Below are 25,696 nucleotides of genomic sequence, written 5' to 3'. Positions count from 1 at the left end.
ATTGATGCGAAAGCTCATCATCCTCGCAAACGCTCTCCTCAAGGCGCAGCGAAAATGGGCCCCTAAAACCCCTTGATCAAAACGGATACTTTAGGTTCTTGTTTTATGCATGTCGTTGTCGCAAAACCGCTGCACACTTTTGCGCGACATGCATTAGCCGCGCCGCAAGCTGACCAGCAGCACAAAGCCGACGCCGGACTTCCTCGGCGCAGGCGCCTCGATGGTCGAACCAGCATCGGCGCGCATCGTCGGCACGGCCAGGACCGGGGCCGCCAGAAACATCAGGATGAGCGCAGTCCGCGGCAGAAGCCGAAGGGTCTTGAGGATATTGGCGGTGAGGCGGGTCATGGCGTGGTTTCTAAATCTCGCTGTCGGGTTCAGTGGCGAAGCTGGTTCGGGCAACCGAGCCGGCAGGAAATGGCGACGTCCCACGCGCGGGCCGGCCGGCCGGCTTCGGCGACAAGGACGGCGAACAACATGCCGAACAGGCTCATCAGCAGGCAGACGATGGTGAAGCGGCGGGCAAGCATTGCGCGGTGTCTCCTTCAACACGCATGACAATGCCTTGCCCAGCCTGAACCGGCTCTGATGGCGCCGTTCATCCGGGGTTCAAAATGGTTGATGATCTCTGGGCGTGAGTTTTCTACGCTATGGAGGATCTGACACGGGAGGGTGTTGTCCTCCAGCCAGGGCTCTTTGATTCCCGGAAGTACGTTCGTTTTTCCAATCGACGCGCTTGATTGACTCGCATCGAGGCCACCCCTACAAGTCGTAAGCTTCGGGTGATCCGGAGTCGCACGAATTGGCTGCATGGGGGGCGGCTTCATGATGTGTACCCGGAATCTCGATCTTTTTTCGACGCCTCGACAGCCTACTGGCAATGCGGGGAGAATCCTGCGTTCGCAGGCGAGCCAGCTTGCCCTGAGATCAGCCATCGGCCTTGCGGCCGCGGCCGGCGCGAGCCTGTTGGCTCCAAGCCAGGCCTGGGCCGCTTGCTTAGTCGGCGGTGTCATTGTCCAGTGCAATAATACCGTCACCACAGACACGACATTCCCCGTCAACCCACCTAATGACCGAGCTTACGCGGGCCTGATTGCAACTCCGATTGTCCTCAATGTCGATGCGGGAACGACGGTAAGCGGCAACGGTCTTGCGGTTAGCAACACCGGCGCCGGCGGTATCACTGTCACCAATAACGGTGCGATCATTGTCGATGCCGGCAACACGCCGACCGCGGGCGGCACCGCGGCGCTGTCGCTCTCGGCGGCCGGTGGCGTGATCGCCTACACGGGCGGCGACATCACCAACAATGGCACCGGCAACGCCTTCGATGCGAGGCAGACAGGTGGTGTCGGCTCGGTGGATATCAACGTCTCCGGCAATGTCTTTGCGGCGTCTGGCGAAGGCATCACCGTCCGTGACGTGGCGACCAGCACCGGGATTTCGGTGGTCACCAACGCTGTCACCGCGCTGACGGCGGGCAAGGACGGCATTGACGTCCAGACGCAGTCGCTGACTGGCAATATCACGGAGGTCGCCAACGGCAACATCCAGGCCGGCAATGCTGGCATGGTGGCGGCGATCTTCCCGGCCGCCGGCACGGGCAACATCGACGTGACCGCCAACGGGTCGATCGACGCGCGGTTCGGCATCGACGCCGAGAACTTTGGCTCGGGCTCGACCACGGTGACCACGGTCGGCCCGGTCAATGCGACCAGCGGCAACGGCATCTTTGCGCTCTCGACCGGCGGCGCCGTCACGGTGACCGCGGGCGATGTCACATCCACCGGCAATACCGCCATCGTCGCCCAGCAGACCTCGGCCGCCGGTGCGGGTGCGGTCGACGTGACCGCGGGCAACGTCTCGGGCACGACCGGCATCTTCGCGTTCAACAACGGCAGCGGCGCGATCGGCATCACCGCCAACGGCACGATCGAAGGCGATGTCGCCGCGATCATCGCGCTATCGAACACCGGCCACGCGATCGGCATCACCCTTTCCGGTGCGACGCACAACAGCGCGCTGACCGCGACAGCGCTGGCCATCACCACCTCGGGCGGCGCCACGATGCTCACCAATGGCGGCGCGTTGACCGGCCGGGTGGAGCTCGGGGACTTCGCCGACCTGGTGACCAACAACGCCATCTGGACAACCGGGGGCACCAGCCTGTTCGGCGCTGGCATCGATAGCGTGGTGAACGCGGCCGGAGCATCCCTCGTCACCGCCAGCAATGGCGCAACGCTCGAAACGACCACTTTCAGCGGCCTCGAATCCCTGTCGAATAACGGTCTTCTCACCATGCAGGACGGCGGCGCCGGCGACCGTACCTTGCTTTCCGGCGATGCGACGCTGGCCGCCGGATCCACCTATGCCATTGATATCGACGCGGCACTTCAGTCGGATCTGCTTCATGCAGCGGGTGCCGTGACGATCACTGGCTCGACGCTCGCTGTCAACGGGCTAGGCGGTCTGGTTTTCGGTGCTCACTATACGGTGCTGACCGCCGATGCCGGGCTGACCGGCGAGTTCGCCTCGGTGACAGGCCTGCCCGCCAACACCGCCTTCCTGGGCATGGTGGATACCTATGACGTCAACAATGCCTACCTCGACGTGTTGAAGGTGCGCGATTTCGCCGATGCCGGCGTGACGCGCAACCAGATCGCCACGGGTCAGGGACTGGACAGCATTCCGGAATCCGGATCCCTGTTCAACGCCGTCGCCAATCTGGCCACCGACGCGGAGGCCCGCAGCGCCTTCGACCAGCTGTCGGGCGAGATCCATGCGTCGGCCAAGGGCATGCTGCTCAACGACAGCCAGTTCGTGCGCGATGCGGCCACCAACCGCATCCGTACCGCCTTTGGCGATGCCGGCACCGCCGCATTGCCGGTCATGGCCTATGGCGAGGGCGGGCCGGAGATGGTCGCGGCCGACACCGACCGCTTCGCCGTCTGGGGCCAGGCCTTCGGCTCGTGGGGCAGTAGCGAGTCGGACGGCAACGCTGCCGCCTTCGACCGATCGATCGGCGGCCTGCTGGCCGGTGCAGATACTCTGGTCGGCGACTGGCGTGTCGGCCTGCTCGGCGGCTACAGCCGTTCGTCCTTCGACGCCGACGATCGTCATTCCTCGGGCGATGCCGACAATTATCATCTCGGCCTCTATGGCGGCACGAACTGGGGCGCCATCGCCTTCCGCACCGGTGCCGCCTACAGCTGGAGCAGCCTCTCGACAAAACGCAGCGTCGCTTTCAATGGCTTTGCCGACCAGTTGACCGGCGACTACGACGCGTCCACCGCGCAGGTCTTCGGCGAAGTCGGCTACAAGACTGATGCCGGCCGCTTCAAATTCGAGCCCTTCGCCAATCTCGCCTATGTCAGCGTGCATACGGACGGCTTCACCGAAAAGGGTGGTGGCGCGGCGTTGACCAGCGCCAGTTCGACCACGGATGCGACCTTCACCACGCTCGGGCTGCGCGCATCGACCGACGTCGCGCTTGGCGGCATGAACGCGACGGCGCGCGGCATGGTCGGCTGGCGCCACGCCTTTGGCGATGTCACGCCGGTTTCGACCTTCGCCTTCGCCGGCGGCGATGCCTTTACCATAGCCGGCGTGCCGATCGCGCAGGATGCAGCCCTCGTCGAGGCCGGCCTCGACCTGCAAATGTCGGCCAATGCCACGCTCGGCCTGTCCTATTCCGGCCAATTCGACGGCGGCGTCGTCGACAATGGCGCCAAGGCGGATCTCCGCGTCAAATTCTGACAACGACAGAGAAGAGGGTCGCCGTGATGTGGCGAAAAATACGCCCGACAATAATGGCGGCTTTGATCGTCTCGGTGCCTGTGTCCGCGCCGGCGCAAGAGCCTGCGTCGACCCTGCCGGGAGGCGCGTCGTCTCTCCAGGAAACTTACCAGGACTGGCGCCTCTCCTGCGAAAGTGCCGCGCCCCGGGCGATTTGCACTGTGTCCCAGCAACAGGCGCAGAAGAATGGCCAGCGCGTGCTCGCGATCGAATTGCGTCGAAACGGCAAAGATACTCTTTCCGGCGATCTGGTTTTACCCTTCGGTTTGCTGCTCGATGCCGGCGCCACGCTTCAGATCGACGATGGGCAGTCACGCAAGCCTTTGCGCTTTTCGACCTGTCTGCCGGGCGGATGTATCGTGCCGCTCAGCTTCGATGCCGCGATGATTGCAGCGCTGCGGGCCGGTACCGCTCTGCGGGTGAAGACGCAATCCACCGACAGCAAAGAATTCGCTCTGTCGATTTCGCTGAAAGGCTTGGCTGCCGCGCTCGATAGGCTGCAGGTTCTCGGCGGGGTTTGATCCCGAGCTCTTCTCGTCACTCTCCATATGTTTTTCGACAGGCTGCAAACTGACCTCGCGGTAAGCTGAGCAGGGCACGGTCGTCGCCGCGGCCGACTGGCCCCGCTCACCACGGCAGGAAGGGCACAATCAGAGCTTGTGCCAGGTCTGGCTCTTGCAGATCAGCCCGCCGAAAACGCAGCCGCTCATCTTGAGTGAACTGCCGGAAAGCGAAGCCTTGCCCGAATAGGTCTTGTCGGTTTCCGGGTCGGTTATGGTGCCGGCATATTTGTTGTCGCCGGCCACCTTCAGTGAACCGATGTTCTTGCCGGCAAATTTGCCGGATTTGAGCGTAATCGAAAACGCCCCGCCGCCACCCGAAATGGCGGCAGTCGATCCGGCTTGCGTTTTCCAACTGCCTTCGATCGGATCGGCCCATGCCGCGCCGGTCATCATTATTGCGGCCGCGAGGGCCGGGCTCACTTGTCGAAACATGTCTCTCCTCCCTCAGGCAAGTCCAATCGGGCTCCGTCCCGGCTGTCTGCCCCTTACGCAAACGTAAGCTAGTCCAGCTCCCGGAAAAACAAAAGCGGTGCCGCCACGGAGGGGTTGCGGGTTTTTGCCCGCTCCCGAACGGCCGCGCCGGCGAAAAAATGAAACGGGCCGCACACGTCTTTGTCTTCTGTGGTTAGCGGAGTCTTGATCCGTGCCTCGCAAGTTTTCTTCAAATTTTGTGCAAACCGGCGCGATTGCTGGCTTTGTATCCTTAACGAATTTTCGCGTTTACCTCTTGTTTTAGCTTTGTTTTCCTCAAATTAAGCACGCCATTTAACGACGGATTCAAGCCTCCGCGGCATTCTCGAAAGCATCGAAAGAGCGGCCGCCCCCGAAGGTAATCAAGAACACCGAGGGACAGACGGAGACAGCTCTCGGGAGCCAGAACAGGGGTTTGAAATGGCACGTTTTGAAATGCTTGAAGCCGGCTTCGGCGCCATGGGGGCAACTGCCCAGGCCGATATTCTTTTCGAGTTGGGCATGATGTATGCGACCGGCCGCGATTGCGAGACCGATGTCGTCGCCGCCCACAAATGGTTCAACATCGCCGCGATCAAGGGTTCGGCCCGCGCCGCGGAACTGCGCTCTGAATTGTCGGCCGCCATGTCGAAGGTCGAGATCGCCAAGGCGCTGCGCGAAGCCCGCGAATGGATGACGATGCACTGAATTCGCCGGCATCGACTTCACAGGGGTACTGACCTCACGACAGGGACGCTTCGGATCAAAGCCGCGCAGACGGCTGGACCCGAAAATCAAGGCCGCGCAAGACGGCTGGGCCAACAAGAACACGGCAGGCGGACGAGCCGTGCAATAAACCGTACAAAACAGGGAAGGCGAGCGGATCCCGGTGCTGATATCTCGGGAAGCTCGATGAGAAAAGCTGCGACCGGCCGGAACAAGGCTGGCGCGGCTTTGTCTTTGCGACAGCGTGTTGCAGGCCCAATCGAGCGCCGACGATGCGTCTAGACAGCTCCGGTGAAGGATGAAATTCTCCGGCCACTCTGGAAGAGGCGCGGCCGGGATGGTCGCGCGAGAGTGGAGGAGTTATGTCACCATGAAGAAATTCAGTATTTTGAGCGCAGCCATATTTGGCTTGATGATGACCGCGCCGGTCGCCTTCGCCGATGACATCACCTTTTCAGTGGTCGGACCGATGACCGGTCAGCTTGCCACCATCGGCGATCAATTCAAGCAAGGCGCGCAAGCCGCCGCCGACGCGATCAACGCGGCCGGCGGCGTCGATGGCCGCCAGATCAAGCTCGACGTCCAGGATGACCAGTGTGATCCGAAACAGGCGGTTTCGGTCGCCAACCGCGTCGTTGCCAACGGCGTCAAGTTCGTCGATGGCCATGCCTGTTCGGGCTCGAGCATCCCGGCCTCCGCGGTCTATGCCGAAGCCGGCGCGCTGATGATGAGCCCGGCTTCGTCGAACCCGGTGCTGACCGACGCGGCGGCGAAAGCCGGCTGGCCGACGATCATGCGTCTCTATACGCGCGACGACGCGCAGGGCGCTTTCATCGGTCCATGGATCGCCAAGAAATATGCCGGCAAGAACGTCGTCATCCTGCACGACAAGAGCGCCTACGGGCAGGGCGTCGCCGATGTCGTCAAGGCAACGATGAACCAGAACGGTCTCAACGAGATCCTCTATGAGGGAATCAACGCCGGTGAAAAGGACTACGCGGCGCTTGTCACCAAGCTCAAGGACCTGAAGGCTGACGTCGTCTATTTCGGCGGCTACCACCCCGAAGCCGGCCTCATCCTGCGCCAGTCGGCGGAACAGAACCTGAAATTCCAGCTGATCATGCCGGACTCGATTGCCACGCCGGAATTCTGGCAGGTTTCCGGCCCGGCCGGCGAAGGCACCATGTTCGTCTTCCCGTCGGATCCGCAGGCGAAGCCCGAAGCCAAAGAAGCCATCGAAAAGATCAAGGCGGGCGGCTTCGTGCCCGAGGGCTTCACGCTGTTCTCCTATGCCGTGATCCAGGCCTTTGCGGAGGGCATCAAGCGCGCCGGCAGCGACGACCCGGCCAAGGTTGCCGAAGCTTTGAAGAGCGGCGAGCCGATCAGCACCGTCGTCGGCGCGGTCACTTTCGACGAAAAGGGCGACCTCAAGAACGTCAGCTACGACATCAACCAGTGGCACGACGGCAAATACGCGCCGATCCAGCCGTAGTGGCTGGCGTCGCCCGCAGTAAACGGAAATGGCCGGGTCAGACCCGGCCATTTTCATTTTGGGCGGCGTTTGTGGGGCGTGTCTTCGATATCGACTTGTGGAGGAACAGCGGTCAGCCGTGGGCTTCCTCGGCAAAACGCACCAGCACGGTCCCGTCGGTGACCTGCGCGCCTTCGGCAGCAATCTCGGCGATAACCCCGTCATGGGGGGCGGCAATGGTGTGCTCCATCTTCATCGCCTCCAGGATCAGCAGCGGCTGGCCCTTGATCACGGACTCGCCTTTGGCTGCACGCACCAATTTGACCAGGCCGGGCATTGGCGCGCGCAGGCTTCCGGAAGCGGCGGCGGCTTCGTCGGCTCGCGCCAGCGGATCCGGCACGGCAAAACCGTAGCCGATGGCGCCATCGAAGACCGTGACGTGGCCCGGCCAGCGGGCGAGGCGAGGCGTCGCGCGAAGATCATGCGAATTCACGCTGTCATAGGGCGCGTCCAGCGCCACCTCGAACCGTCCGTCCGGCCGCACCGACACGCGCGCGACGATCCCCTGCTCGCCAAATTTCAGCAGGGTGCGCCGCGCTACAGCGTGGAAATGCGCATAGCCTGCCAGCGACGACCAGGGATCGTCCGAGGACCGCAAGTCGCTCGCACCGGACGCGGCAAGTGCCGCGGCGGCAATTGTCTCACCGCTCGGCGGCGGAACCGCCGTCAACGCCAGTTGATGCCTGGCTATCAGGCCGGTATCGACATCGCCCGCCGCAAAATCCGCATCAGCGGCCAGCGCGGCAAGAAAGCCAGTGTTGACCGTCGAGCCGGCGATTTCGGTCTGCGACAGCGCCGCGCCAAGTGCCGTGAGCGCCGCCCGTCTGTCCTTGCCATGGACGATCAGTTTGGCGATCATCGGGTCGTAAAACGGCGAAATCGCATCGCCGGCGCGCACACCGGTTTCGATGCGCATGGTCGCACCCTCTGGTGCCGGCTGCGGAAATTTCAAATGGTGCAAGGTGCCGGTCGCCGGCAAAAACCCTCTTGCCGCGTCCTCGGCATAGATGCGCGCCTCGAAGGCGTGGCCGGATAGCGCGATCTCGCTCTGCATCTTCGGCAGTTTTTCGCCGGAGGCTACCCGCAACTGCCACTCGACCAGGTCGATGCCGGTGACCATTTCGGTGACGGGGTGCTCGACCTGCAGGCGGGTGTTCATTTCCATGAACCAGAAACGGTCGGCCTTTAGACCTTGCGAGGCATCGACGATGAACTCGATGGTACCGGCGCCGGAATAGTGGATTGCCTTGGCGGCTTTCACCGCCGCCTCGGTCATCGCCTTGCGCAGTGCCGGCGTCATGCCCGGGGCAGGCGCCTCCTCGATCACCTTCTGGTGGCGGCGCTGCGCCGAGCAGTCACGTTCGTGAAGATGTACGGCATTGCCGAAATTGTCACCAAACACCTGCACTTCGATGTGGCGCGGCTTGTCGACATATTTTTCCACCAAGACGCGGTCGTCACCGAACGCGGCTTTCGCCTCGCGCCGCGCGCCCGACAGTGCTTCCGAAAAATCATCGGGATGCTCGACGCGCCGCATGCCTTTGCCGCCGCCGCCGGCGCGCGCCTTGATCAGTACGGGGTAGCCTATCTCGCGCGCCTTGGAGGCGAGCAACACGATCTCCTGCGCTTCGCCATGGTAGCCCGGAACGACAGGCACGCCGGCCTTTTCCATCAACCGCTTGGCCGCGTCCTTCAGTCCCATGGCACGGATCGAGGCCGCCGACGGCCCAATGAAGATCAGCCCAGCCGCCGCGACCTGGTCGACGAAATCGGGGTTTTCCGAAAGAAAGCCGTAGCCCGGATGGATGGCCTCGGCACCTGTGGCCAAGGCCGCCGAGATGATCTTGTCGCCGCGCAGATAGCTTTCGTTGGCGGGAGCGGCGCCGATATGCACCGCTTCGTCGGCCATTTCGACATGCAAGGCGTGAGCGTCGGCGTCGGAATAGACGGCGACGCTGCGCAAACCCATGCTGCGTGCCGTGCGGATCACCCGGCAGGCGATCTCGCCACGGTTGGCGACCAGGATCTTGGCGAACATCGGGCCTCCGCAGGCAGAGCTTGCCGCCAACGGCGTGAATTCTCTTCACGCGAGCTGCGGCGATGCCCTGCTTTGTAGTCTGGCGGTCAAAGGGTAGGCAAGCGAGGCCTGCCTACTTTGAGGCCGCGATTTCGCAAGCTCCCCCGGTCGTGACCTTGTAACGGTTGCGGGTGGCCTGGCAGGATTTCATCGCCGTATCCTCGGCAGCCTTTTGCGACGGCGCATTCAAGCGCGAGCCGCAGATGATGTACAGCGAACGCACCCGGGAATACGGTGTGGTCGCATAGGCTGAATGGCCGCTGGCCGCCACATAGGCATTGTATGCCTTGGTGCACGGTCGCTTCGGGTCTAGCGATAGAGCCGGGTAAAAACGGATGTCGCCCTTGCTTCCCGTCAGCGATTCGGCGGCGCCGATATTAGGGCTCGAGATTAGAAGCAACCCACCTATTATCGACAAGACTGCTTGTTTGATGCCTATAGACTTCATTTTTCCCAACCATTGAAAACGTTGAAGGCCGACGAGTATCGGCCTATTTGGAGGCAGCTATGGCGCAGGCCCCTGCAGTCGTGACCTTGTACTTGCTGCGCGCGGACTGGCAGGACTTCAACGCCAGCGCTTCCGCAGCCTTCTGGGACGGCGCATTGAGATGAGCACCGCAAATAATGAATTCGGTTGCCCAGTTGAACGGCGTCATCGCATAGGCCGAGTGACCGCCCGCTGCCACATAGTCCTTGTAGTCCTTGCCGCAGCCTCCGATTGTACCCGGTGCAAAATAGACCGGAAAACGGCTGTCGCCCTTGCTTCCCGCCAGCGATTCGGCGGCGCCAACATTCGGTGCAGAGGCCACGAGCAGTGCAAGTATCGATATGGTTGTTCGCCTGATGGATAAAGATTTCATTGCCCAACCCATTTGAAAAAACCCAACACTGAAAGATATTCGCCTATTTGGAGGCAGCGATTTCGCAGCCCCCACCTGTCGTAACCCTGTAACTATTGCGGGTTGCCTGACAGGATTTCAACGCCAACTCTTCGGCAGCTTGCTGTGACGGTGCATTCAAGCGCGAGCCGCAGATGATGTACAGCGAACGGACCCGGGAATACGGAGTGGTTGCATAGGCTGAATGGCCGCCGGCCGCTACATAGGCCTTGTAAGCCATGGTACATTGATCCTTCGGATTCTGCGGCAAATAGGGATAGAAACGGGTCTCGCCCTTGCTTCCCGCCAACGACTCCGCCGCACCAACGCCATGCGTCGCTAATATAAGCAACGCCGCAAGTATCTGCACAGTTGTTCTCTGAAAAACCCGCCGCCTCATCTTCGCCCAATCCCCATTGGTATTTGCGATGATCAATAGCCGTGATTCTTTCGTCTGGCCAGATCAAGAAGCAAAAAATAGTCTGGAGATGTGGACGGGTGCCGCCGGCGCAGGGTTACACCTTGCCGAGTGCGGCAACGACCCGCTGATACAGTTCGGCTGTTAGTTCGTCGAAGCAGCAGAAAATGACGGTTTCCGGAACGATGTTCTGGCCGATGAAGGCACTCACGGTACCGACAGCAATTTGCGTCGCCTGATCCTTCGGATAGCGGTAGGCCCCGGTCGAGATCGCTGGAAACGCCACCGTCCGGCAGTCCTTTGCGGCGGCGATTTCGAGCGACCGGCGATAGCAGGAGGCGAGCAGTTCGGCTTCTCCTTTGCTGCCGCCTTGCCAGACCGGCCCGACCGCATGGATGATGTAGCGCGCGGGCAGCTTGTAGCCCGTGGTGATTTTTGCGTCTCCGACCTTGCAGCCATTCAGCATCCGGCATTCGGCCAGAAGCTCGGGGCCGGCCGCGCGGTGAATGGCGCCGTCCACGCCACCGCCGCCGAGAAGCGAGGTGTTGGCGGCGTTGACGATGGCATCGACCGCCAGCTTCGTTATGTCGCCGGTTTGAATGCGAATCCTCGGGCCGGTTTCGCTCATCTCACATCCTGAACACGCCGAAGCGTGTCTCCTCGATCTGGGCGTTGAGCGCGGCCGAAAGGCTGAGCGCCAGCACCTCGCGGGTCTTGGCGGGGTCGATGATGCCGTCGTCCCAGAGCCTTGCAGACGAATAGAGCGGGTGGCCTTCGTGCTCGTACTTCATCAGGATTGGCTTCTTGAATTTTGCCTCCTCTTCGGCGCTCCACTCGCCGCCCTTGCGCTCGATGCCCTCGCGCTTGACGACGGCCAGCACCGTTGCCGCCTGCTCGCCGCCCATCACCGAAATGCGGGCATTCGGCCACATCCACAGGAAGCGTGGCGAATAGGCGCGTCCGCACATGCCGTAATTGCCGGCGCCGAACGAGCCGCCGATGATCATCGTTACTTTCGGCACCTTGGCGGTGGCGACCGCCATCACCAGCTTGGCGCCGTCCTTGGCGATGCCGCCGGCCTCGTATTTTCGCCCGACCATAAAGCCGGTGATGTTCTGCAGGAAAATCAGCGGAATCCTGCGCTGGCAGCACAGCTCGATGAAGTGCGCGCCCTTCAGCGCGCTTTCCGAAAACAGCACGCCATTGTTGGCGACGATGCCGACCGGCATGCCGCTGAGGTGGGCGAAACCGGTGACCAGCGTGGTGCCGTAATTCTGCTTGAACTCATCGAACTCGGAGCCGTCGACGATGCGGGCGATCACCTCGCGCACGTCGTAAGGCTGGCGCAGATCCGTAGGCACGATACCGTAGAGTTCATGTGGATCGTGAAGCGGCGGAATCGATTTCTTCAGGGCCAAGCTTACAATTTTGTTCCGATTCAGGTTTTTGACGATACGCCGGCATATGGCCAGCGCATGCTCGTCGTCGAGCGCATAGTAGTCGGCAACGCCGGAAAGCCTTGTGTGCACGTCGGCGCCACCGAGGTCCTCGGCGGTGACGTCCTCGCCGGTGGCCGCCTTCACCAGCGGCGGCCCGCCGAGAAAGATGGTTGCCTGGTTGCGCACCATGATTGTCTCGTCCGACATCGCAGGCACATAGGCGCCGCCGGCCGTGCACGAACCCATGACGCAGGCGATCTGCGGAATGCCGGCGGCCGACATGTTGGCCTGGTTGTAGAAGATGCGGCCGAAATGATCGCGGTCGGGAAACACCTCGTCCTGGTTGGGCAGATTGGCGCCGCCGCTGTCGACCAGATAGACGCAAGGCAGATTGTTCTGTAGTGCGATCTCCTGTGCACGCAGATGCTTCTTCACCGTCAGCGGATAATAGGTGCCGCCCTTCACCGTGGCGTCGTTGACAACGACCATCACTTCGGTGCCTTCGACCCGGCCGATGCCGGCGATGAGGCCGGCCGAGGGGATGTCCTCGCCATACATCGACCAAGCGGCAAACTGGCCGATTTCGAGGAGCGGCGAGCCCGTATCGAGCAATTGCGCGAGGCGTTGCCGCGGCAGGAGCTTGCCGCGGGAGACGTGCCGCTCACGCGCCTCTTCCGAGCCACCGCGCTCGATGCCGGCGGCTTTTTCAGCGATGTCGGCGACCAGCGCCCGCATGCGCTCGGCATTGGCGCGGAAGATATCGGAGGCGGGCGAGATCTGCGAGGTGAGGGGGGCCATGGCGCTACCGGATCAGCTCGATTTTGCAGCCGACATCGAGGTCGCCCCAATCGCGATCGGCGGTGACGGCAATAGCGTTCTCGCGAATTGCCAGTGCGAGGCAGGCCCGATCGCCCAGCGACAAGCCGCGATGCCGCGTCAATTGGCGAAGCTGCCCGGCCGCGATGCCCATTGCGTCGTCGAAAACGGCGATCGGCATGCCGAGACTGGCGAGGTCGTCCGCGGCCTGTTCCATGCTGCGTCCCTTGTCGATCAGCTTGGCGATGATTTCGGCCGCATTGACTGAACTGCATTGTGCGTCCGGCGCGAACCCCAAAGCATTGTCGGTGCCTTGCTCGTTGAGCAGGATTGCGAGCGCCGCCGAACTGTCCATGACGTAGGGCTTCATTTCGCCCGCTTTCCCGTTGTCCCTTCGGCGTGAAGCCGGTCGAGACGCTTGTCGCTTCGACGCTGCTCTTCCCGCCGCTCCTTCAGAAATTCGTCGACGACGCTTTCACCGGGCTGTTTCAGCGCTGACAATTCGGCCTGGACCCGTCGCAGATTCTGCAGCCACGATCTTACCCGCAGCTCGCCGCTTTCGACATGAAGGATCATGTCCTCGCCAGGCTTCACGCCCATCTCCTCGCGCATCGCGGCAGGGATGACGAAGCGCCCGCCCTCGCCAAGCTTGACCCGCTCGCGTTTCGCCGGAACCCGAAGCGGCGTTTTGCGAGCGCCGGCATCGAACCGTGCTTGCGGGTCTTCTTCAAGTCCGGACTTTCCCGTCTTGCCCGCCATGGTCCGTCTCGCCTGTATTGTGGCACATATTCCGAAGTATGCCACATCTTGCGGCTTCTGGCAAAATCTTAAAAAGATGCCATCAGGCGCCCTCCGCCATGATTTCCCGCCCGATCAGCCATCGACGGATTTCGCTGGTGCCGGCACCGATCTCGTAGAGCTTGGCGTCGCGCAGCAGCCGGCTGGTCGGGTAATCGTTGATGTAGCCGTTGCCACCCAAAAGCTGGATGGCGTCGAGCGCCATCAGCGTCGCCTTTTCGGCGGCGAAGAGAATACAGCCGGCAGCATCCTTGCGGGCCGTCTCACCGCGATCGCAGGCGGCGGCTACGGCATAGACGTAAGCGCGCGCCGCGTTCATCGTCGCATACATGTCGGCGAGCTTGCCTTGCACCAACTGGAATTCGCCGATCGGCTGACCGAACTGCTTGCGTTCATGCACGTAAGGTATCGCCACGTCGAGGCACGCAGCCATCAGCCCGATCGGCCCGCCGGCCAGCACGGCGCGTTCGTAGTCGAGGCCCGACATCAGCACCTCGACACCGCGCCCCTCCTCGTGCAGCACATTGTCGAACGGCACTTCGACATTCTCGAACACCAACTCGCCGGTATTCGAGCCGCGCATGCCGAGCTTGTCGAGCTTTTGCGCCACGGAAAAACCGGCAAAGGCCTTTTCGACTATGAAAGCGGTGATGCCGCGCGAATTGAGTTCCGGATCGGTCTTGGCGTAGACGACCAGCGTCTCGGCATCCGGCCCGTTGGTGATCCACATTTTGGTGCCGTTGAGCACGTAGCGATCGTTGCGCTTTTCGGCGCGCAGGCGCAGCGACACCACATCGGAGCCGGCACCCGATTCCGACATCGCCAGTGCGCCGACCTTCTCGCCGCTGCAGAGCGAAGGCAGATATTTTTCCTTCTGCGCCTGCGTTGCCCAGCGGTTGATCTGGTTGACGCAGAGGTTGGAATGGGCGCCGTAGGAGAGGCCGACCGAGGCCGAGGCGCGCGAAATCTCCTCCATCGCCACGACATGGGCGAGGTAGCCCATGCCGCTGCCGCCGAAATCGGGATCGGCGGTGATGCCGAGCAGGCCAAGCCCGCCGAGCTCCGCCCACAGATGTGCCGGGAATTCGTTCGAGCGGTCGATTTCGGCGGCGATCGGTGCGATCTTTTCCTGGGCAAAGCGCCGCACCAGGTCGCGCAGTGCCTCGATGTCTTCGTCAAGCCCGAAGTTGAGCGTATGCGTGTACATGCCGTTCCTCCCGGCGCACGATCCCGAAAATCGGGATCATGCGCGAAATCAAGTTGCTAGAGCGTCCTTTGCGCGCCCGAATAGAGGCGCGGCGTCGTGGCTCGTTGTCTCGCCATCGTTCTTTGCTCCAACAAGGCGCATTGTCATTGCTAGATATGTAGCGGTGACTTCGGCGATCGACAGCCGCTCGCCCGGCCGGAACCAGACGATGACGCCGGTCATCATTTGGATCAGCGCCATTGCGGTGAGCCCGGTGTCTTCGATGCTGAACAAGCCCGCTTCGACGCCGTCGCGCAGGATGGCGCGCAGCTCCTTCTCGTAAGCCGTGCGCAGGCGCAGGATCTGCGTGAGTTTTTCGTGCGACAAGCTGCGCAGCTCCATGTTCGAGACATGGGTGGAATGGCGGCGTTCGACGTGGAAGGCGATGTGGTTTTCGACATAGGCGGCGAGCCGCGCTGCCGGACCGGCGCCGACAGGGCGTGTTGCGCGCCACGCCTCGATCAAGCCTTCCATATGCTCGCGCATCAGGGTGAACAGAAGGTCCTGCTTGGTCGGGAAGTAGCGGTAAAGCGCCGCTGCCTGGACGCCAACCTCGGCCGCCAGCTGGCGCATCGACATCGCCTCGTAGCCGAGACGCGCAATCAGGCTGACCGCCGCCTCGCGGACCGCAGCTTCGGTCTTCTCTCCGTCGGAACCGGTCGTACGCGCCATGACAAACCGCCTTTTCGCAGACAATAAAACAAACGTTCAATTAATTCAAGGACCGAGGTATGTCCGGGCAGGGCAATGGCTTCAGGTTTGCTCTATCTGCACCCTGGAGATTTTGTGCGATGGAAGCGAATGAGCAGGGTCATGCCTTGCTAGGCAACAATCCTGAAACCCGCGGACATGTCGCGAGCCTCGATCTCCTCGACATCGACCTTCGAAACCGCTGCCCCTGGCGGTCCTTGCCAAAGCCGTTCGATCATTGTCGAGACCGCCGCACCCGTCCCTGCAATCAAAGCTGTCACCGAGCCGTCAACTTCGTTGCGCACCCACCCGGCAAGGCCAAGCGCCGACGCCTCGCGCCGCGCCCAGACCCGGTAGCTGACGCCTTGCACCTTGCCGTATATGCGTATCTGCACCGTCCGGTCGTCCATCGCGCTCTCCATCTTTTGAGTCGAGTCTGGCGCAGCGTCTTGCAAATTCAACCGCGCCGCGTGCATCGAAGGTCTCTCTGCCGATCGCGATCCGCCAGCTTCACGTGCGAGATGGGCGGCGTCTCCATCGAATGATTGACTAAGTCAAATAATAGGCGATCATGGTCCTTACGGAGCGATCAGCCCGAAGGAGGTCGACATGCCGGCCGATCGGAATGCCCTTGTCGCGGAGATCCGCGACTTCAATCGCTTTTACACGCGGCTGATCGGGCTGCTCGACCAGACCTTGACGCACAGCGCCTATACGCTAGGCGAGGCGCGGCTGCTGTTCGAATTGGGCCGCCGATCCCATGCTGCCGCCAATAGCGGCGGTGAGGCAGGGTTTCTTGCGCGGGCATTCCACCTCGATCTCGGACCGGCAGCCTCCGAAATCGCTGCCGAGCTCCGGCTCGATCCGGCGTATGTCATACGCGTCCTGAGGAGGTTCGCCGCCGCCGGCCTGATCGAGATGCGCACTGACCCAGCCGATCGGCGCAGACGCATCCTGTCGCTGACCGCTCGCGGAAGTGCGGAGCTCGCCAGGCTTCAGGCTGCGGCGGATCGCGATCTCGCGCGGCTGACGGCCGGCCTCGCCGATGAAGCGGCTGCCGAATTATCGGACGCCTTGAAGCGCGTCATGCGCCTGCTAGCGGAGAAATAGCGAGCAGCACCGGGATCCCGGCGTTGCGCCCTTCAGTTTCCTCGCGCTGCCGCCAGTGCGCCAGGCAGTTCCTCGGCAAAGATGTCGAGCTCGTGGTCGAGGCCGACGCTGACCCGGATGCAGCGGTCGAGCACCGGCACCATCGGCTTACGGATGAACACGTCGCGTGACAACAGCGCCTGCAGCACTTTTAGTGCGAAAGCGCCGTCGCGGCCGCAGTCGATGGTGACGAAATTGGTCGCCGAAGCCAGCGGCTTCAGCCCGTTCGCCTCGGCTATTGCGGCAATGCGCCGGCGGCCGGCGGCGACCCGCGCCACCACGCTCTCCAGCCAGGCCTGATCGGCAAGCGCCTCGACACCGGCCATCTGCGCCATGCGGCTGACGCCGTAATGATTGCGGATCTTTTCGAAATCGCGAATCACCTGGGCTTCGGCCACCGCATAGCCGCAGCGTATGCCGGCCAGCCCATAGGCCTTGGAGAAGGTGCGCATGCGGATGACGTTCGGCCGCGCCACATCGATCGGCGGCAGCGCTGAGGATGGCCCTAATTCGCCATAGGCCTCGTCGAGCACCAGCATTGTGGTCTCCGGCAACGCTTCGATGAAGCGGCCGAGCTCGGCGGCTTCCCACCAGCTACCCATCGGATTGTCCGGATTGGACAGGTAGACCAGCGGCGCCTTCTCCCTGGCGACTGCCGCCAGCAGGTCGTCCAGGCTTTCCCGATCGTTCTCGTAAGGTACCGCGACCAGCCGCCCGCCGACGCCGGCAACATGGAAGTTGAAGGTCGGATAGGCGCCGCGCGAGGTCACCACCGCGTCGCCAGGCGCCACATACATGCGCGCAACCAGGCTGAGCAGCCCGTCTATGCCTTCGCCGATGACGACGTTTTCGCCACCGACACCGAGATGCCTAGCTACGGCTACCTTCAAATCGTGATTATCGGGGTCGCAATACATCCACATGTCGCCGGCAATCTCGGCCATGCGGGCAACCACGCGCGGTGAAGGGCCAAAGCTGCTCTCATTGGCGCCGATGCGGGCGCGAAAGGCGCGGCCGCGGTCGCGCTCCTGCGCCTCCGGGCCGACAAACGGCACCGTCGAGGGAAGCGCGTCGATGAGCGGCGTAAGGGGAGGGCGCAGGCGCATGATAAGTCTCGTTCGAAAGGGGCCTTCTTGCTAGCCTGCCAGCTTGGACTGCGCAAGTTCTGCGGCCAGCGGGAATCGTCAGGCTGGATTCTCCCGCATCATTTTGCTAGCGAGACATGATGAGTAACCGACTGCCGCCTGCTTGGTCCAAGCATATAAAGTCCCGTTCGGCGTCGAACGTGCAACCGCCGAAAGTGAAACCGCCGTCGCGCGCGCAAGCTGACGATGCGCTGCTGAGACAGGCCCTCGAACTCCAGCAAGCCAAGCGGCTCCCGGAGGCCGAGGAATTATGCCATCGCGTTCTCGCGCGCACGCCCAACCATCCCCTTTCGCTATACATCCTCGGTACGTTGGGGCTCGGTATCGACGACGAGTTGGCTCTTAAATATTTCGCGCGGGCAGTAAGCCAGGCGCCTCAAAACCCATATTTCCACCTCAGCCTGGGAGAGGCCTGTCTGAAGGTCGGCGACAGCTTGCTTGCGATCAAGCACCTGCAGCATGCCTGCGAATTGAAGCCCGATCTGGTGGAAGCGCTTTGCGGACTGGCGCGTGCCTACGTCAACTTCGACAAGGCCGAGATGGCTTTGCCCCTTTACGAGAAGGCGCTAACGATCAACGGCGACCACCCCATGGTCCGGATTGGTCTGGCTGGTGCGCTCACCAGCCTCGGTCGCATGGACGAAGCCAGAGCCTATCTCAATCAGGCAATAGAACGTCGCGTCGATGTTGGGGCAGCCTACAACTACCTGGTCGACACGCAAAAGTTCACCGAAAAACCTGCCGAGCTCGACTCTATCCTGCGCGAACTGTCCAATCCCAGGCTCGAACCGGTTGCTGCATCGCAGCTCCATCACGCCGCAGGCAAAGTGCTGAACGATCTTCAGCGCTATGAAGAGGCGATGGATCACTTCAAGAGGGCGAAAAAGGCCGCTGGTCACGATTTTGACCTGGAGTACTACCGCCGAAGTGTCGATTCCATGATCGAGATATTCAGCCCGTCACTATTGGAAGCCAAGGCTGGCCACGGCAGTCCGTCCGAGATGCCTGTGTTTGTGCTGGGCATGCCCCGGTCGGGGACGACGCTCACCGAGCAGATCTGTGCGAGCCATCCGGATGTTCATGGCGCCGGGGAGCTTTCGAAGCTACGGCGAATTGCGACCTCGATGGGCTTCAGGACAGAGTCTGATGAGGCCTTGCGCAGTTCGATCATGTCGATGACGAGGAATCAGTCGAGGGCGCTGGCCGAAGAATACCTGTCCTATCTGCGTCAACACGCGCCTGGCGCGCTCCGCGTCGTCGACAAGAGGCCTCACAACTTCGAGCTTGTCGGCTTAATCGGAGTTCTCTTTCCCAACGCGCGCATCATTCATTGCCGCCGCGATGCCATTGACAATTGCGTCTCGTGCTTCGTCTTGCATTTCACCAAGGAGCACGGCTACAACGCCGACCTTGAGACACTCGGCCTATACTACCGCGAATATGATCGCTTGATGCGGCATTGGAATAAAGTCTTTCCCGGACGTATTTTCGAAAACCGCTACGAGACGCTGATTGCCGATCAGGAGGCCCAATCGCGCCGTCTCATCGATCATCTCGGCTTGCCTTGGGACGATTCCTGCCTGCGCTTTTTCGAGAGGAGCGGGTCGGTCAATACCCTCAGCCGCTGGCAGGTCCGGCAGCCGATCTATAGTTCATCCGTCAAACGCTGGAAAAAGTACGAGAGCACAATTCAACCGCTGATTGATGCCTTGGGCGATCTGGCCGAACTTTGAACAAGTAGGATGCGCTCGATCGGCCGAGGTCGATCGTGACTTGCTGTCGAGATACATTGATTCGATAGGCCAGCCCTTCAGATCGGCCCAAGTTTTTCTTTGCACGAACAAGCGTGCGGAGCGAGCGTTGCATTCGACCAGCCCTGCGGCTGCTCAGCAGCAGCCTGCATGATCTATCGAGCGTTGATAGCTGCGTCGCCCGATACGAAAAACCCGGCGGTCGCCCGCCGGGTTTAATCTCAATCTGGCTCGGACTGTTAGAATGAGCGCTGGAAGCGGAGCATGCCGCCAATGCTGTCCTTGTCGTCGGCATTAGTCCAGTTGCGATCGTAGGCTTTATCAAACTGACCGTCGTGGGCCCAATCGACTTCGGCAGTGATCGTGAAGCCCGGAACGATATCGTAGGCGACGTTCGCGGCGACGCCGTAGTTCTTGTCGTCGTCAACCGACGCCTGGAGGTTGAACGAGGTCTTCTCGTTGATGGTGTAGGTACCGCCGCCCCAGACTGCCCAGTTGCCGCCCCACTGCTTGTAGAAGTTGCGGTCGATGTTGTCGTCGGAACCGTAACCGGCCATGAGGAACAGTGTCAGGTTCTGAATCGGCGTAACGTCGACGCGAACCTTACCTGCCCACTCTTCCCACGTGCTGTCATAGGCGGCAACACCGGTGATCGAGCCCCAGCCCTGCGTGTATTTGATACCGCCGACGACATACGGGACATAGCTGTCGATGGAATCATTACCGCTGTTGCTGTCTTGGAAAATGCCAGGATCCGCAGCGGCGCTGCCCGAACCGGTTTCCAACGAAGCCACGGCCGAGAAGCCGTTTCCGGCATCGAAGTAGTACTGGACGACGTTGGTGTCGAAGCCGCCGTAGGGGACCAGCGTATCCTGGATGACGTTGCCGGCGTAGCCGATGAACGTGTCGAAGGCCGATTCGTCCTTACCGACGCGCAGACCACCGAGCTGGACCCAGGCAAAGTTCAGCGAAACGCTCGTACCGCCATTGAAGTTGTCATCAAGGTAATCATTGTGGTTACCCCAGTTGAAGCGGGTCTCGGTGTAGGTCTTCAAGGTGCCGAGCTCGGTTTCCTGGCCGGTCCAGGTCTTCAGCGTGAAGCGGGCGTGCTTGTAGTAGGTATCCTGCGAGTCGCCGTCCTGCTGATCGGTGGTCCTTGCACCGTCAAATGAGCCGACGTCACCGATGCCGATGTCATAGCGGACGTAGCCGCCGATGCGCAGGCAGGTTTCGGTGCCGGGGATGTAGAAGTAGCCAGCGCCGTAGACGTCGCAGATCTTGACGTATTCAGCGGGTTCCGGCTCGGCGACGACGACGGCGTCGGCGGCGCGCGCACCGGAAACTGCGATCAGTGCCGCAGCGGAGCCGAGAAGAAGGCTCTTGATGTTCATTTTCTGACCTCCAGTCAGAATCGAGGGCGGAGGTCGGCAAAAAGCAGCTCATCCGGCTGCTTTTTGTCTATATTTCAAACAGATAAGTCCTGAGGTCGTCAGTGAGGCCCTGTCCGCCAAAAACGCTTGCTGGCGAAGGCCTTGCCTGAACCGGTCTTGAAATATCGCTCGAGTTGCCGTGCGTTGGCCTCGGTTTCAACCCCGATGTAGGACTTCAAAGTTACAGGCAGATAGGCCTTGGTCGAAGTCACATAGCCTGATCGATGCGATTCGAAACGGCGCCGAAGGTCGTTGGTCGACCCGACGTAGACATCGCCGTTACGAAGTTGCAGGAAATAGACGTACCACATGGTCCCCCTACGCTACTTCGTAGCTTCGGGCGACACCCTACGCCCAAAATGCGTTTTCGGGTGGCCTGCCACCCGAAGCCCGCAGGGCGAAGGGTGGCGGAGAGGATGGGATTCGAACCCACGAGAAGCTTTTGACCTCTACTCCCTTAGCAGGGGAGCGCCTTCGACCACTCGGCCACCTCTCCGTTGCGCCGGTGGATAAAGAAAAGCGCCGGCACAATCAACAAGCTGGCGCTATTATCCTTGAAAAATCGACCTTCGCCAAAGCGCCGCCCAGTCATGTGGCGATTCTGCGGCAATTCCCTGGCCGGCGAGTCGGGTCATGGCCGCAATTTCGGCGGGCCGCCGCCGGATTCCGCTGTTTGCAAGGACTTGCGAAGGGCTGTTGGTTAACGGGAGCTTTCGGAGTGAGGCCAAATCGTGTCATTTGTGCAACAACGCCGGGGTATAGCGCCAACACAAACCTTTTGCCGGTACGATCGTGGTTGAACGCCGCCGTGTCATGGGTAATGTCGGGTTTGAAGGAGCGGCGCGGTGCGCATCTTTTTCGGTAGTGGGGATGGGGCAGGGAACGCTGTCCTTCAGCAAAGAATACCCAGACCCGTTTTTTAACTTTTGACTGGAGGTCAGAAAATGAACATCAAGAGCCTGCTTCTCGGCTCCGCTGCGGCACTGATCGCAGTTTCCGGTGCGCGCGCCGCCGACGCCGTCGTCGTCGCCGAGCCGGAACCCGCTGAATACGTCAAGATCTGCGACGTCTACGGCGCTGGCTACTTCTACATCCCCGGCACCGAAATCTGCCTGCGCATCGGCGGCTATGTCCGTTATGATATCTCCGCCGGCCAGGCTGGCTCGTTCGACGGCAATCGATATATCGACGCCAAGGATTTCCTGGACAACGGCGAATTTAATGAAAATGACGGCTACTACAAACGGGCTCGCTTCACGCTGAGGACCTATACCGGCCAGGAAACCGAGATGGGCACCTTGAAGACCTACACCGAAACCCGCTTCAACTGGGGATCCGGTAATGATGCGTATGGCTTTTCTAACTTTGGCAGCCAGGGCGTTTCGCTGAACTTCGCCTGGATCCAGCTCGGTGGTCTGCGCGTCGGTAAGGACGAAACGGCCTTCAACACGTTCATCGGCTACGCCGGCGACGTCATCCAGGATACGATCGTTCCGTACGGCGGCTTCGACACCAATGTCGTCCAGTACTATTTCGACGGCGGCAACGGCTTCTCGGCCGTGGCTTCGTTGGAAACCGGTTCAGGCACCTTCACTAGTGGCTTCCTCGGTGGCGACTTTGGCTCCGACTCTATCGACAGCTATGTTCCGTATGTTGTCGGCGGCCTGAAGTACACGCAGGGCTGGGGTTCGATCACCGGTGTTGCTGCCTATGACAGCAGCATAGAAGAATGGGCTGCCAAGGTTCGTCTCGACGTGACGCCGATGCAGAACCTGTCGCTGTTCCTGATGGCCGGCTACGGCTCTGACGACAATCTCCCGCGCAACTTCTACAAGCAGTGGGGCGGCAACTGGGCAGTCTGGGGCGGTGGTACCTACACCATCAACGAGAAGACCTCGTTCAACCTCCAGGCGTCGTATGACGAAGCCAAGGAAGCTGGCGTCGCGGCCAATATCAAATACGAAATCGTTCCCGGCCTGGTGATCACGGCCGAAGTGGACTATGCTCATAACAGCCATAAGGTGGCCGGCGGCGACTTCGGTGGCTATGTATACAACTGGACGGGCATTCCGGGCGACAAGAAGGACGCCATCGGTGGTATCCTCCGCTTCCAGCGCTCGTTCTAAGGGCTGGACCTAAAGCAAGTGAAATCCAGCCCGGGCGCTCAACCGCCCGGGCTGTTTTGTTTTCGCGACTGGTAGCAAACAGAAGGAAAAGGGGTTCGGTAGCTGAACAGGGTTGTGGAACGATGTCGTTGGGATCCGCCACCGGTGGATGAAATCGGCCGCAACGCTTAAAACTCTTGAAAGGGCACCGCCAAGCAGGTAGGTCTATGCCTATCCACTCGGGGGTGTGGCGAATAATGACGAACGATGCGATTCAAGAGGGAGGAACCTCTGATCATTTTTCGATGTTTTCTTCTCAAACTGCAAAGATAAAATACAGTTACAATAAGATACGAGAAGTAAAGTCGCACAGGATCGGAGAACTTTTTTCAGCATACCGGGACATACTTTGGGATGACGGGCGGCATAAATACAATGTCAGCTCCTTCATCGGCGAAATAGACGAGATCCTTCTTGGGGAGCGTTTCAGCGCCTTTGACCAAAGCACCCTCGACAATCTTATCGGCACCTTGCGCCAGCGCGGCAACAGCAACGCAACCATCAACCGGAAGATGGCTGCCCTCAGCAAACTGCTGCGCAAGGCTCACAAGATGGGGGATATCCACAGCCTGCCCGAGTTCCGCCGCCAAAAGGAGCGGGCGGGACGGATTCGTTTTCTCGAAAGAGACGAGGAGGCCCGGCTCTTCGCCGCCATCAAGAGCCGTAGCGAGGACGCTTATCGGCTTTCCGTCTTTCTCGTCGACACCGGCTGCCGCCTCGGCGAAGCGCTGGGCTTGATCTGGAACGATATCCAGGAGCACCGCGTCAGTTTCTGGATCACCAAATCCGGCCGCAGCCGCACCATTCCGATGACCGAGCGGGTAAAAGAGGTGATCAAGCTGCCGGCCACCGAGGGCCGCCGGCCCAAAGGCCCGTTCACCAAGCTCAGCCAGGCCCAGTTTCGCGCTATCTGGAACGATGCCAAGGCCGAAGTCGGGCTTGGCGCCGACGATCAGGTCGTGCCGCACATATTGCGCCATACTTGCGCCTCGCGCCTCGTCCAGGGCGGCATCGATATCAGGCGCGTGCAGATGTGGCTCGGCCACCAGACGCTGTCGATGACCATGCGCTACGCGCATCTGGCCACCAACGACCTCGACGGCTGCGTCACCGTGCTGGAGACTCCGCGGTGCAGTGGCGCGGACAGCGGCGGTGCAAGCGCTTTGTCTTCTCCACCTCCGGCAAGGCGAGAGCCAAAAAGCGAGCCGGCCGCAAGCAAGGCCCCAAAGCCCGCGAAGAGAAGCGCCAAATCCTGACGGTTTGGGTGGATCTGGCATTGGGTTTCAGGGCAGTTGCTTCAGGTTAGCGCTGCCCCTCATTGCCCTGCCGGGCATTTCTCCCCGTATAGTGACGGGGAGAAAGGTACCCTCGCGAAAGATTTCGCTAGTCGCCAGCGTTCCAGCTAGCCCCTTCTCCCCTTCGCTATACGGGGAGAAGGTGCCGGCAGGCGGATGAGGGGCAGCGCCGACATCGATAAAATTATTTCACCGCTAATTCCAACGAACTGTCAACGGCCGTCGGAATGCTTTGATCGACGCAAAACCTGCGCGTGAATTACTTCAGTCGGTCGACTTTACTTTCCGCCACCCCGTCGCTCCGCCCGATCGAAAAAGCCAGCGACCCTGCGCGGCAGCCCGCCGGTTTCGAGAAACGGGGCATGCCCCTGGTCGTCGGCGGTGATCGTCTCGATATCGGTATGGCGCGTCCGCATCTGCTCGAGCGTTTCGGCGGACAGCAGCTTCGAGTTGGCGCCGCGTATGACGAGCAACGGGATCGCCGCCAGCGCGTCGAACTGCGGCCACAGGTCGGGCAGCGGCGAGGAGAGGTCCAGGCCGGCCAGCGTGTCGACCAATCTCGAATCGAAATCGGGCAACAACCCTTCCTCGGTCTTGCGGTAAAGGGCTGACGCCATCCGCTCCCAATCCGCATTGGTCAGCGCCGAAAAATCCGCGCCATGGGTGCTGCGCAGGTCGCGGACCACCTCCGCGTACGTCTTCGGCCTGGGCGCGGGGTCGAGATAGGAGCGGATATGGGCGAGACCTTGCGCCTCGATCACCGGGCCGATGTCGTTGAAGACCATGGCCTTCAGCACGGCCGGCCGCATCGCCCCGAGCACATGAAGGATCAGTCCGCCGCGCGATGTGCCGATGAAGGCAGCCTCTTCGATGCCAAGTGCTGCCAGCCCGGCGAGAATATCGCCCGCTTCGATGCCGATAGCGTAATGGCCGATATCGGGATCGTAGCCGGACTGCCCACGCCCGCGATAGTCGAAAGCAACGATTTTGCGCCTCGCCTGCGCCGACAGATAAAGCGCCAATTCGTGAAAATCACGGCAATTGCGGGTCAGGCCGGGCAGGCAAACGACTGGCCAATGGCCGGAATTCGCTTCGCCGTAGATACGGGCGTGCAGGGACAGCCCGTCCGGCGCGGCGTAGAAGAAATCGGAGAACCCTTCGTCGTTTGGCATGTACACTCGATTCCCTGCTGCTTGTCGGATCGTTTGCGACTGCTACAGGCGAGGGCAGGGGCGGTCAAATCGGGGGCTCTTCCTTCTCCCCTTGTTGTGGGAGAAGGTGGATCGGCGCGTTAGCGCCGAGACGGTTGAGGGGTGTTGGACGGAGCGCTGTCG

At 61.3% G+C, this 25,696-nt stretch carries 26 protein-coding genes and 1 tRNA gene; 8 read left to right on the top strand and 19 right to left on the bottom strand.

Annotated features, from left to right (window positions below; all coding sequences use genetic code 11):
• Positions 1–153: 153 nt before the first annotated feature.
• A complete protein-coding gene (locus NKJ40_RS18450; RefSeq protein WP_352467240.1) occupies positions 154–348 on the bottom strand; it encodes a hypothetical protein in 195 nt (64 codons plus the stop codon).
• Positions 349–377: 29 nt separating this feature from the next.
• Positions 378–530 (bottom strand): hypothetical protein, encoded by a 153-nt coding sequence (locus tag NKJ40_RS18445; protein ID WP_023718367.1) that lies wholly within the window; start codon positions 528–530, stop codon positions 378–380.
• Positions 531–825: 295 nt separating this feature from the next.
• Here NKJ40_RS18445 and NKJ40_RS18440 point away from each other — a divergent pair, with 295 nt between their 5' ends.
• Together NKJ40_RS18440 and NKJ40_RS18435 are read left to right on the top strand one after the other, a co-directional pair.
• Positions 826–3,756, top strand: a complete 2,931-nt coding sequence (locus NKJ40_RS18440; RefSeq protein WP_352467239.1) for an autotransporter outer membrane beta-barrel domain-containing protein — start codon at positions 826–828, stop codon at positions 3,754–3,756.
• Positions 3,757–3,809: 53 nt separating this feature from the next.
• On the top strand, positions 3,810–4,316 hold the full coding sequence (locus NKJ40_RS18435; protein WP_352467238.1) for an invasion associated locus B family protein: 507 nt from the start codon (positions 3,810–3,812) through the stop codon (positions 4,314–4,316).
• A gap of 129 nt (positions 4,317–4,445) precedes the next feature.
• Here NKJ40_RS18435 and NKJ40_RS18430 read toward each other — a convergent pair whose 3' ends face one another.
• Positions 4,446–4,790 carry a DUF2147 domain-containing protein gene (locus NKJ40_RS18430; protein ID WP_352467237.1) on the bottom strand — a complete coding sequence of 115 codons (345 nt, stop codon included), beginning with the start codon at positions 4,788–4,790 and terminating at the stop codon, positions 4,446–4,448.
• A 459-nt stretch (positions 4,791–5,249) separates the two neighbouring features.
• On the opposite strand from NKJ40_RS18430, the gene NKJ40_RS18425 reads away from it, so the two are divergent.
• Both NKJ40_RS18425 and NKJ40_RS18420 read left to right on the top strand, forming a co-directional pair.
• Complete coding sequence (locus tag NKJ40_RS18425; protein ID WP_010915070.1) at positions 5,250–5,516, top strand: SEL1-like repeat protein; 267 nt, start codon at positions 5,250–5,252, stop codon at positions 5,514–5,516.
• Positions 5,517–5,904: 388 nt separating this feature from the next.
• The gene (locus tag NKJ40_RS18420; protein WP_292660052.1) at positions 5,905–7,026 is read left to right on the top strand and encodes a branched-chain amino acid ABC transporter substrate-binding protein; all 1,122 of its coding nucleotides are present in this window, start codon (positions 5,905–5,907) and stop codon (positions 7,024–7,026) included.
• A gap of 112 nt (positions 7,027–7,138) precedes the next feature.
• On the opposite strand, the gene NKJ40_RS18415 is transcribed toward NKJ40_RS18420, so the two are convergent.
• The 11 genes from NKJ40_RS18415 to NKJ40_RS18365 form a co-directional block, all read right to left on the bottom strand.
• Positions 7,139–9,103: an acetyl/propionyl/methylcrotonyl-CoA carboxylase subunit alpha gene (locus tag NKJ40_RS18415; protein ID WP_352467236.1), complete on the bottom strand. Its 1,965-nt coding sequence runs from the start codon at positions 9,101–9,103 to the stop codon at positions 7,139–7,141.
• A gap of 112 nt (positions 9,104–9,215) precedes the next feature.
• Complete coding sequence (locus NKJ40_RS18410) at positions 9,216–9,590, bottom strand: hypothetical protein (RefSeq protein WP_352467235.1); 375 nt, start codon at positions 9,588–9,590, stop codon at positions 9,216–9,218.
• A 43-nt stretch (positions 9,591–9,633) separates the two neighbouring features.
• Positions 9,634–10,014 carry a hypothetical protein gene (locus NKJ40_RS18405; protein WP_352467234.1) on the bottom strand — a complete coding sequence of 127 codons (381 nt, stop codon included), beginning with the start codon at positions 10,012–10,014 and terminating at the stop codon, positions 9,634–9,636.
• A 31-nt stretch (positions 10,015–10,045) separates the two neighbouring features.
• Positions 10,046–10,420: a hypothetical protein gene (locus NKJ40_RS18400; protein WP_352467248.1), complete on the bottom strand. Its 375-nt coding sequence runs from the start codon at positions 10,418–10,420 to the stop codon at positions 10,046–10,048.
• Positions 10,421–10,535: 115 nt separating this feature from the next.
• Positions 10,536–11,066, bottom strand: a complete 531-nt coding sequence (locus tag NKJ40_RS18395; protein WP_352467233.1) for an O-acetyl-ADP-ribose deacetylase — start codon at positions 11,064–11,066, stop codon at positions 10,536–10,538.
• A gap of 1 nt (position 11,067) precedes the next feature.
• Entirely contained in the window at positions 11,068–12,675 is a 1,608-nt protein-coding gene (locus NKJ40_RS18390; protein WP_352467232.1) for a carboxyl transferase domain-containing protein, read from the bottom strand.
• A gap of 4 nt (positions 12,676–12,679) precedes the next feature.
• Positions 12,680–13,063, bottom strand: a complete 384-nt coding sequence (locus NKJ40_RS18385; RefSeq protein WP_023677795.1) for a type II toxin-antitoxin system VapC family toxin — start codon at positions 13,061–13,063, stop codon at positions 12,680–12,682.
• Positions 13,060–13,452: an AbrB/MazE/SpoVT family DNA-binding domain-containing protein gene (locus tag NKJ40_RS18380; protein ID WP_352467231.1), complete on the bottom strand. Its 393-nt coding sequence runs from the start codon at positions 13,450–13,452 to the stop codon at positions 13,060–13,062. The genes NKJ40_RS18385 and NKJ40_RS18380 overlap by 4 nt, the downstream gene beginning before the upstream one ends.
• An 82-nt stretch (positions 13,453–13,534) precedes the next feature.
• Entirely contained in the window at positions 13,535–14,698 is a 1,164-nt protein-coding gene (locus tag NKJ40_RS18375) for an isovaleryl-CoA dehydrogenase (protein WP_352467230.1), read from the bottom strand.
• 48 nt (positions 14,699–14,746) lie between these two features.
• The gene (locus tag NKJ40_RS18370) at positions 14,747–15,409 is read right to left on the bottom strand and encodes a TetR/AcrR family transcriptional regulator (protein WP_352467229.1); all 663 of its coding nucleotides are present in this window, start codon (positions 15,407–15,409) and stop codon (positions 14,747–14,749) included.
• Between the two features lie 149 nt (positions 15,410–15,558).
• A complete protein-coding gene (locus tag NKJ40_RS18365) occupies positions 15,559–15,837 on the bottom strand; it encodes an acylphosphatase (RefSeq protein ID WP_352467228.1) in 279 nt (92 codons plus the stop codon).
• A 199-nt stretch (positions 15,838–16,036) separates the two neighbouring features.
• On the opposite strand from NKJ40_RS18365, the gene NKJ40_RS18360 reads away from it, so the two are divergent.
• Positions 16,037–16,537, top strand: coding sequence for a MarR family winged helix-turn-helix transcriptional regulator (locus NKJ40_RS18360; protein ID WP_352467227.1), 501 nt, complete (start codon positions 16,037–16,039; stop codon positions 16,535–16,537).
• 32 nt (positions 16,538–16,569) lie between these two features.
• Here NKJ40_RS18360 and NKJ40_RS18355 read toward each other — a convergent pair whose 3' ends face one another.
• Positions 16,570–17,682: a pyridoxal phosphate-dependent aminotransferase gene (locus tag NKJ40_RS18355; protein ID WP_352467226.1), complete on the bottom strand. Its 1,113-nt coding sequence runs from the start codon at positions 17,680–17,682 to the stop codon at positions 16,570–16,572.
• A 119-nt stretch (positions 17,683–17,801) separates the two neighbouring features.
• On the opposite strand from NKJ40_RS18355, the gene NKJ40_RS18350 reads away from it, so the two are divergent.
• Positions 17,802–19,454, top strand: a complete 1,653-nt coding sequence (locus tag NKJ40_RS18350; protein ID WP_352467225.1) for a tetratricopeptide repeat-containing sulfotransferase family protein — start codon at positions 17,802–17,804, stop codon at positions 19,452–19,454.
• 257 nt (positions 19,455–19,711) lie between these two features.
• Here the strand turns inward: NKJ40_RS18350 and NKJ40_RS18345 are convergent, their stop codons facing one another.
• From NKJ40_RS18345 to NKJ40_RS18335, 3 genes are all read right to left on the bottom strand, one after another.
• Positions 19,712–20,863, bottom strand: coding sequence for a porin (locus NKJ40_RS18345; RefSeq protein ID WP_352467224.1), 1,152 nt, complete (start codon positions 20,861–20,863; stop codon positions 19,712–19,714).
• Positions 20,864–20,961: 98 nt separating this feature from the next.
• Positions 20,962–21,213 (bottom strand): GIY-YIG nuclease family protein, encoded by a 252-nt coding sequence (locus NKJ40_RS18340; RefSeq protein ID WP_023721031.1) that lies wholly within the window; start codon positions 21,211–21,213, stop codon positions 20,962–20,964.
• A 94-nt stretch (positions 21,214–21,307) separates the two neighbouring features.
• Positions 21,308–21,398: transfer RNA gene (locus NKJ40_RS18335), tRNA-Ser, on the bottom strand.
• Between the two features lie 448 nt (positions 21,399–21,846).
• Between NKJ40_RS18335 and NKJ40_RS18330 the strand changes: the two genes are divergently transcribed.
• Both NKJ40_RS18330 and NKJ40_RS18325 read left to right on the top strand, forming a co-directional pair.
• The gene (locus NKJ40_RS18330) at positions 21,847–23,028 is read left to right on the top strand and encodes a porin (RefSeq protein WP_352467223.1); all 1,182 of its coding nucleotides are present in this window, start codon (positions 21,847–21,849) and stop codon (positions 23,026–23,028) included.
• Positions 23,029–23,264: 236 nt separating this feature from the next.
• Entirely contained in the window at positions 23,265–24,323 is a 1,059-nt protein-coding gene (locus tag NKJ40_RS18325; RefSeq protein WP_502903729.1) for a tyrosine-type recombinase/integrase, read from the top strand.
• A gap of 317 nt (positions 24,324–24,640) precedes the next feature.
• Here NKJ40_RS18325 and NKJ40_RS18320 read toward each other — a convergent pair whose 3' ends face one another.
• Complete coding sequence (locus NKJ40_RS18320) at positions 24,641–25,534, bottom strand: alpha/beta fold hydrolase (RefSeq protein WP_352467222.1); 894 nt, start codon at positions 25,532–25,534, stop codon at positions 24,641–24,643.
• Positions 25,535–25,696: the final 162 nt, after the last annotated feature.

Source organism: Mesorhizobium sp. M0119, assembly GCF_040322615.1.
Lineage (GTDB): Bacteria > Pseudomonadota > Alphaproteobacteria > Rhizobiales > Rhizobiaceae > Mesorhizobium.
The sequence above is the reverse complement of the archived record's forward strand: the minus strand, read 5'-3'. Positions and strand labels throughout refer to the sequence as shown.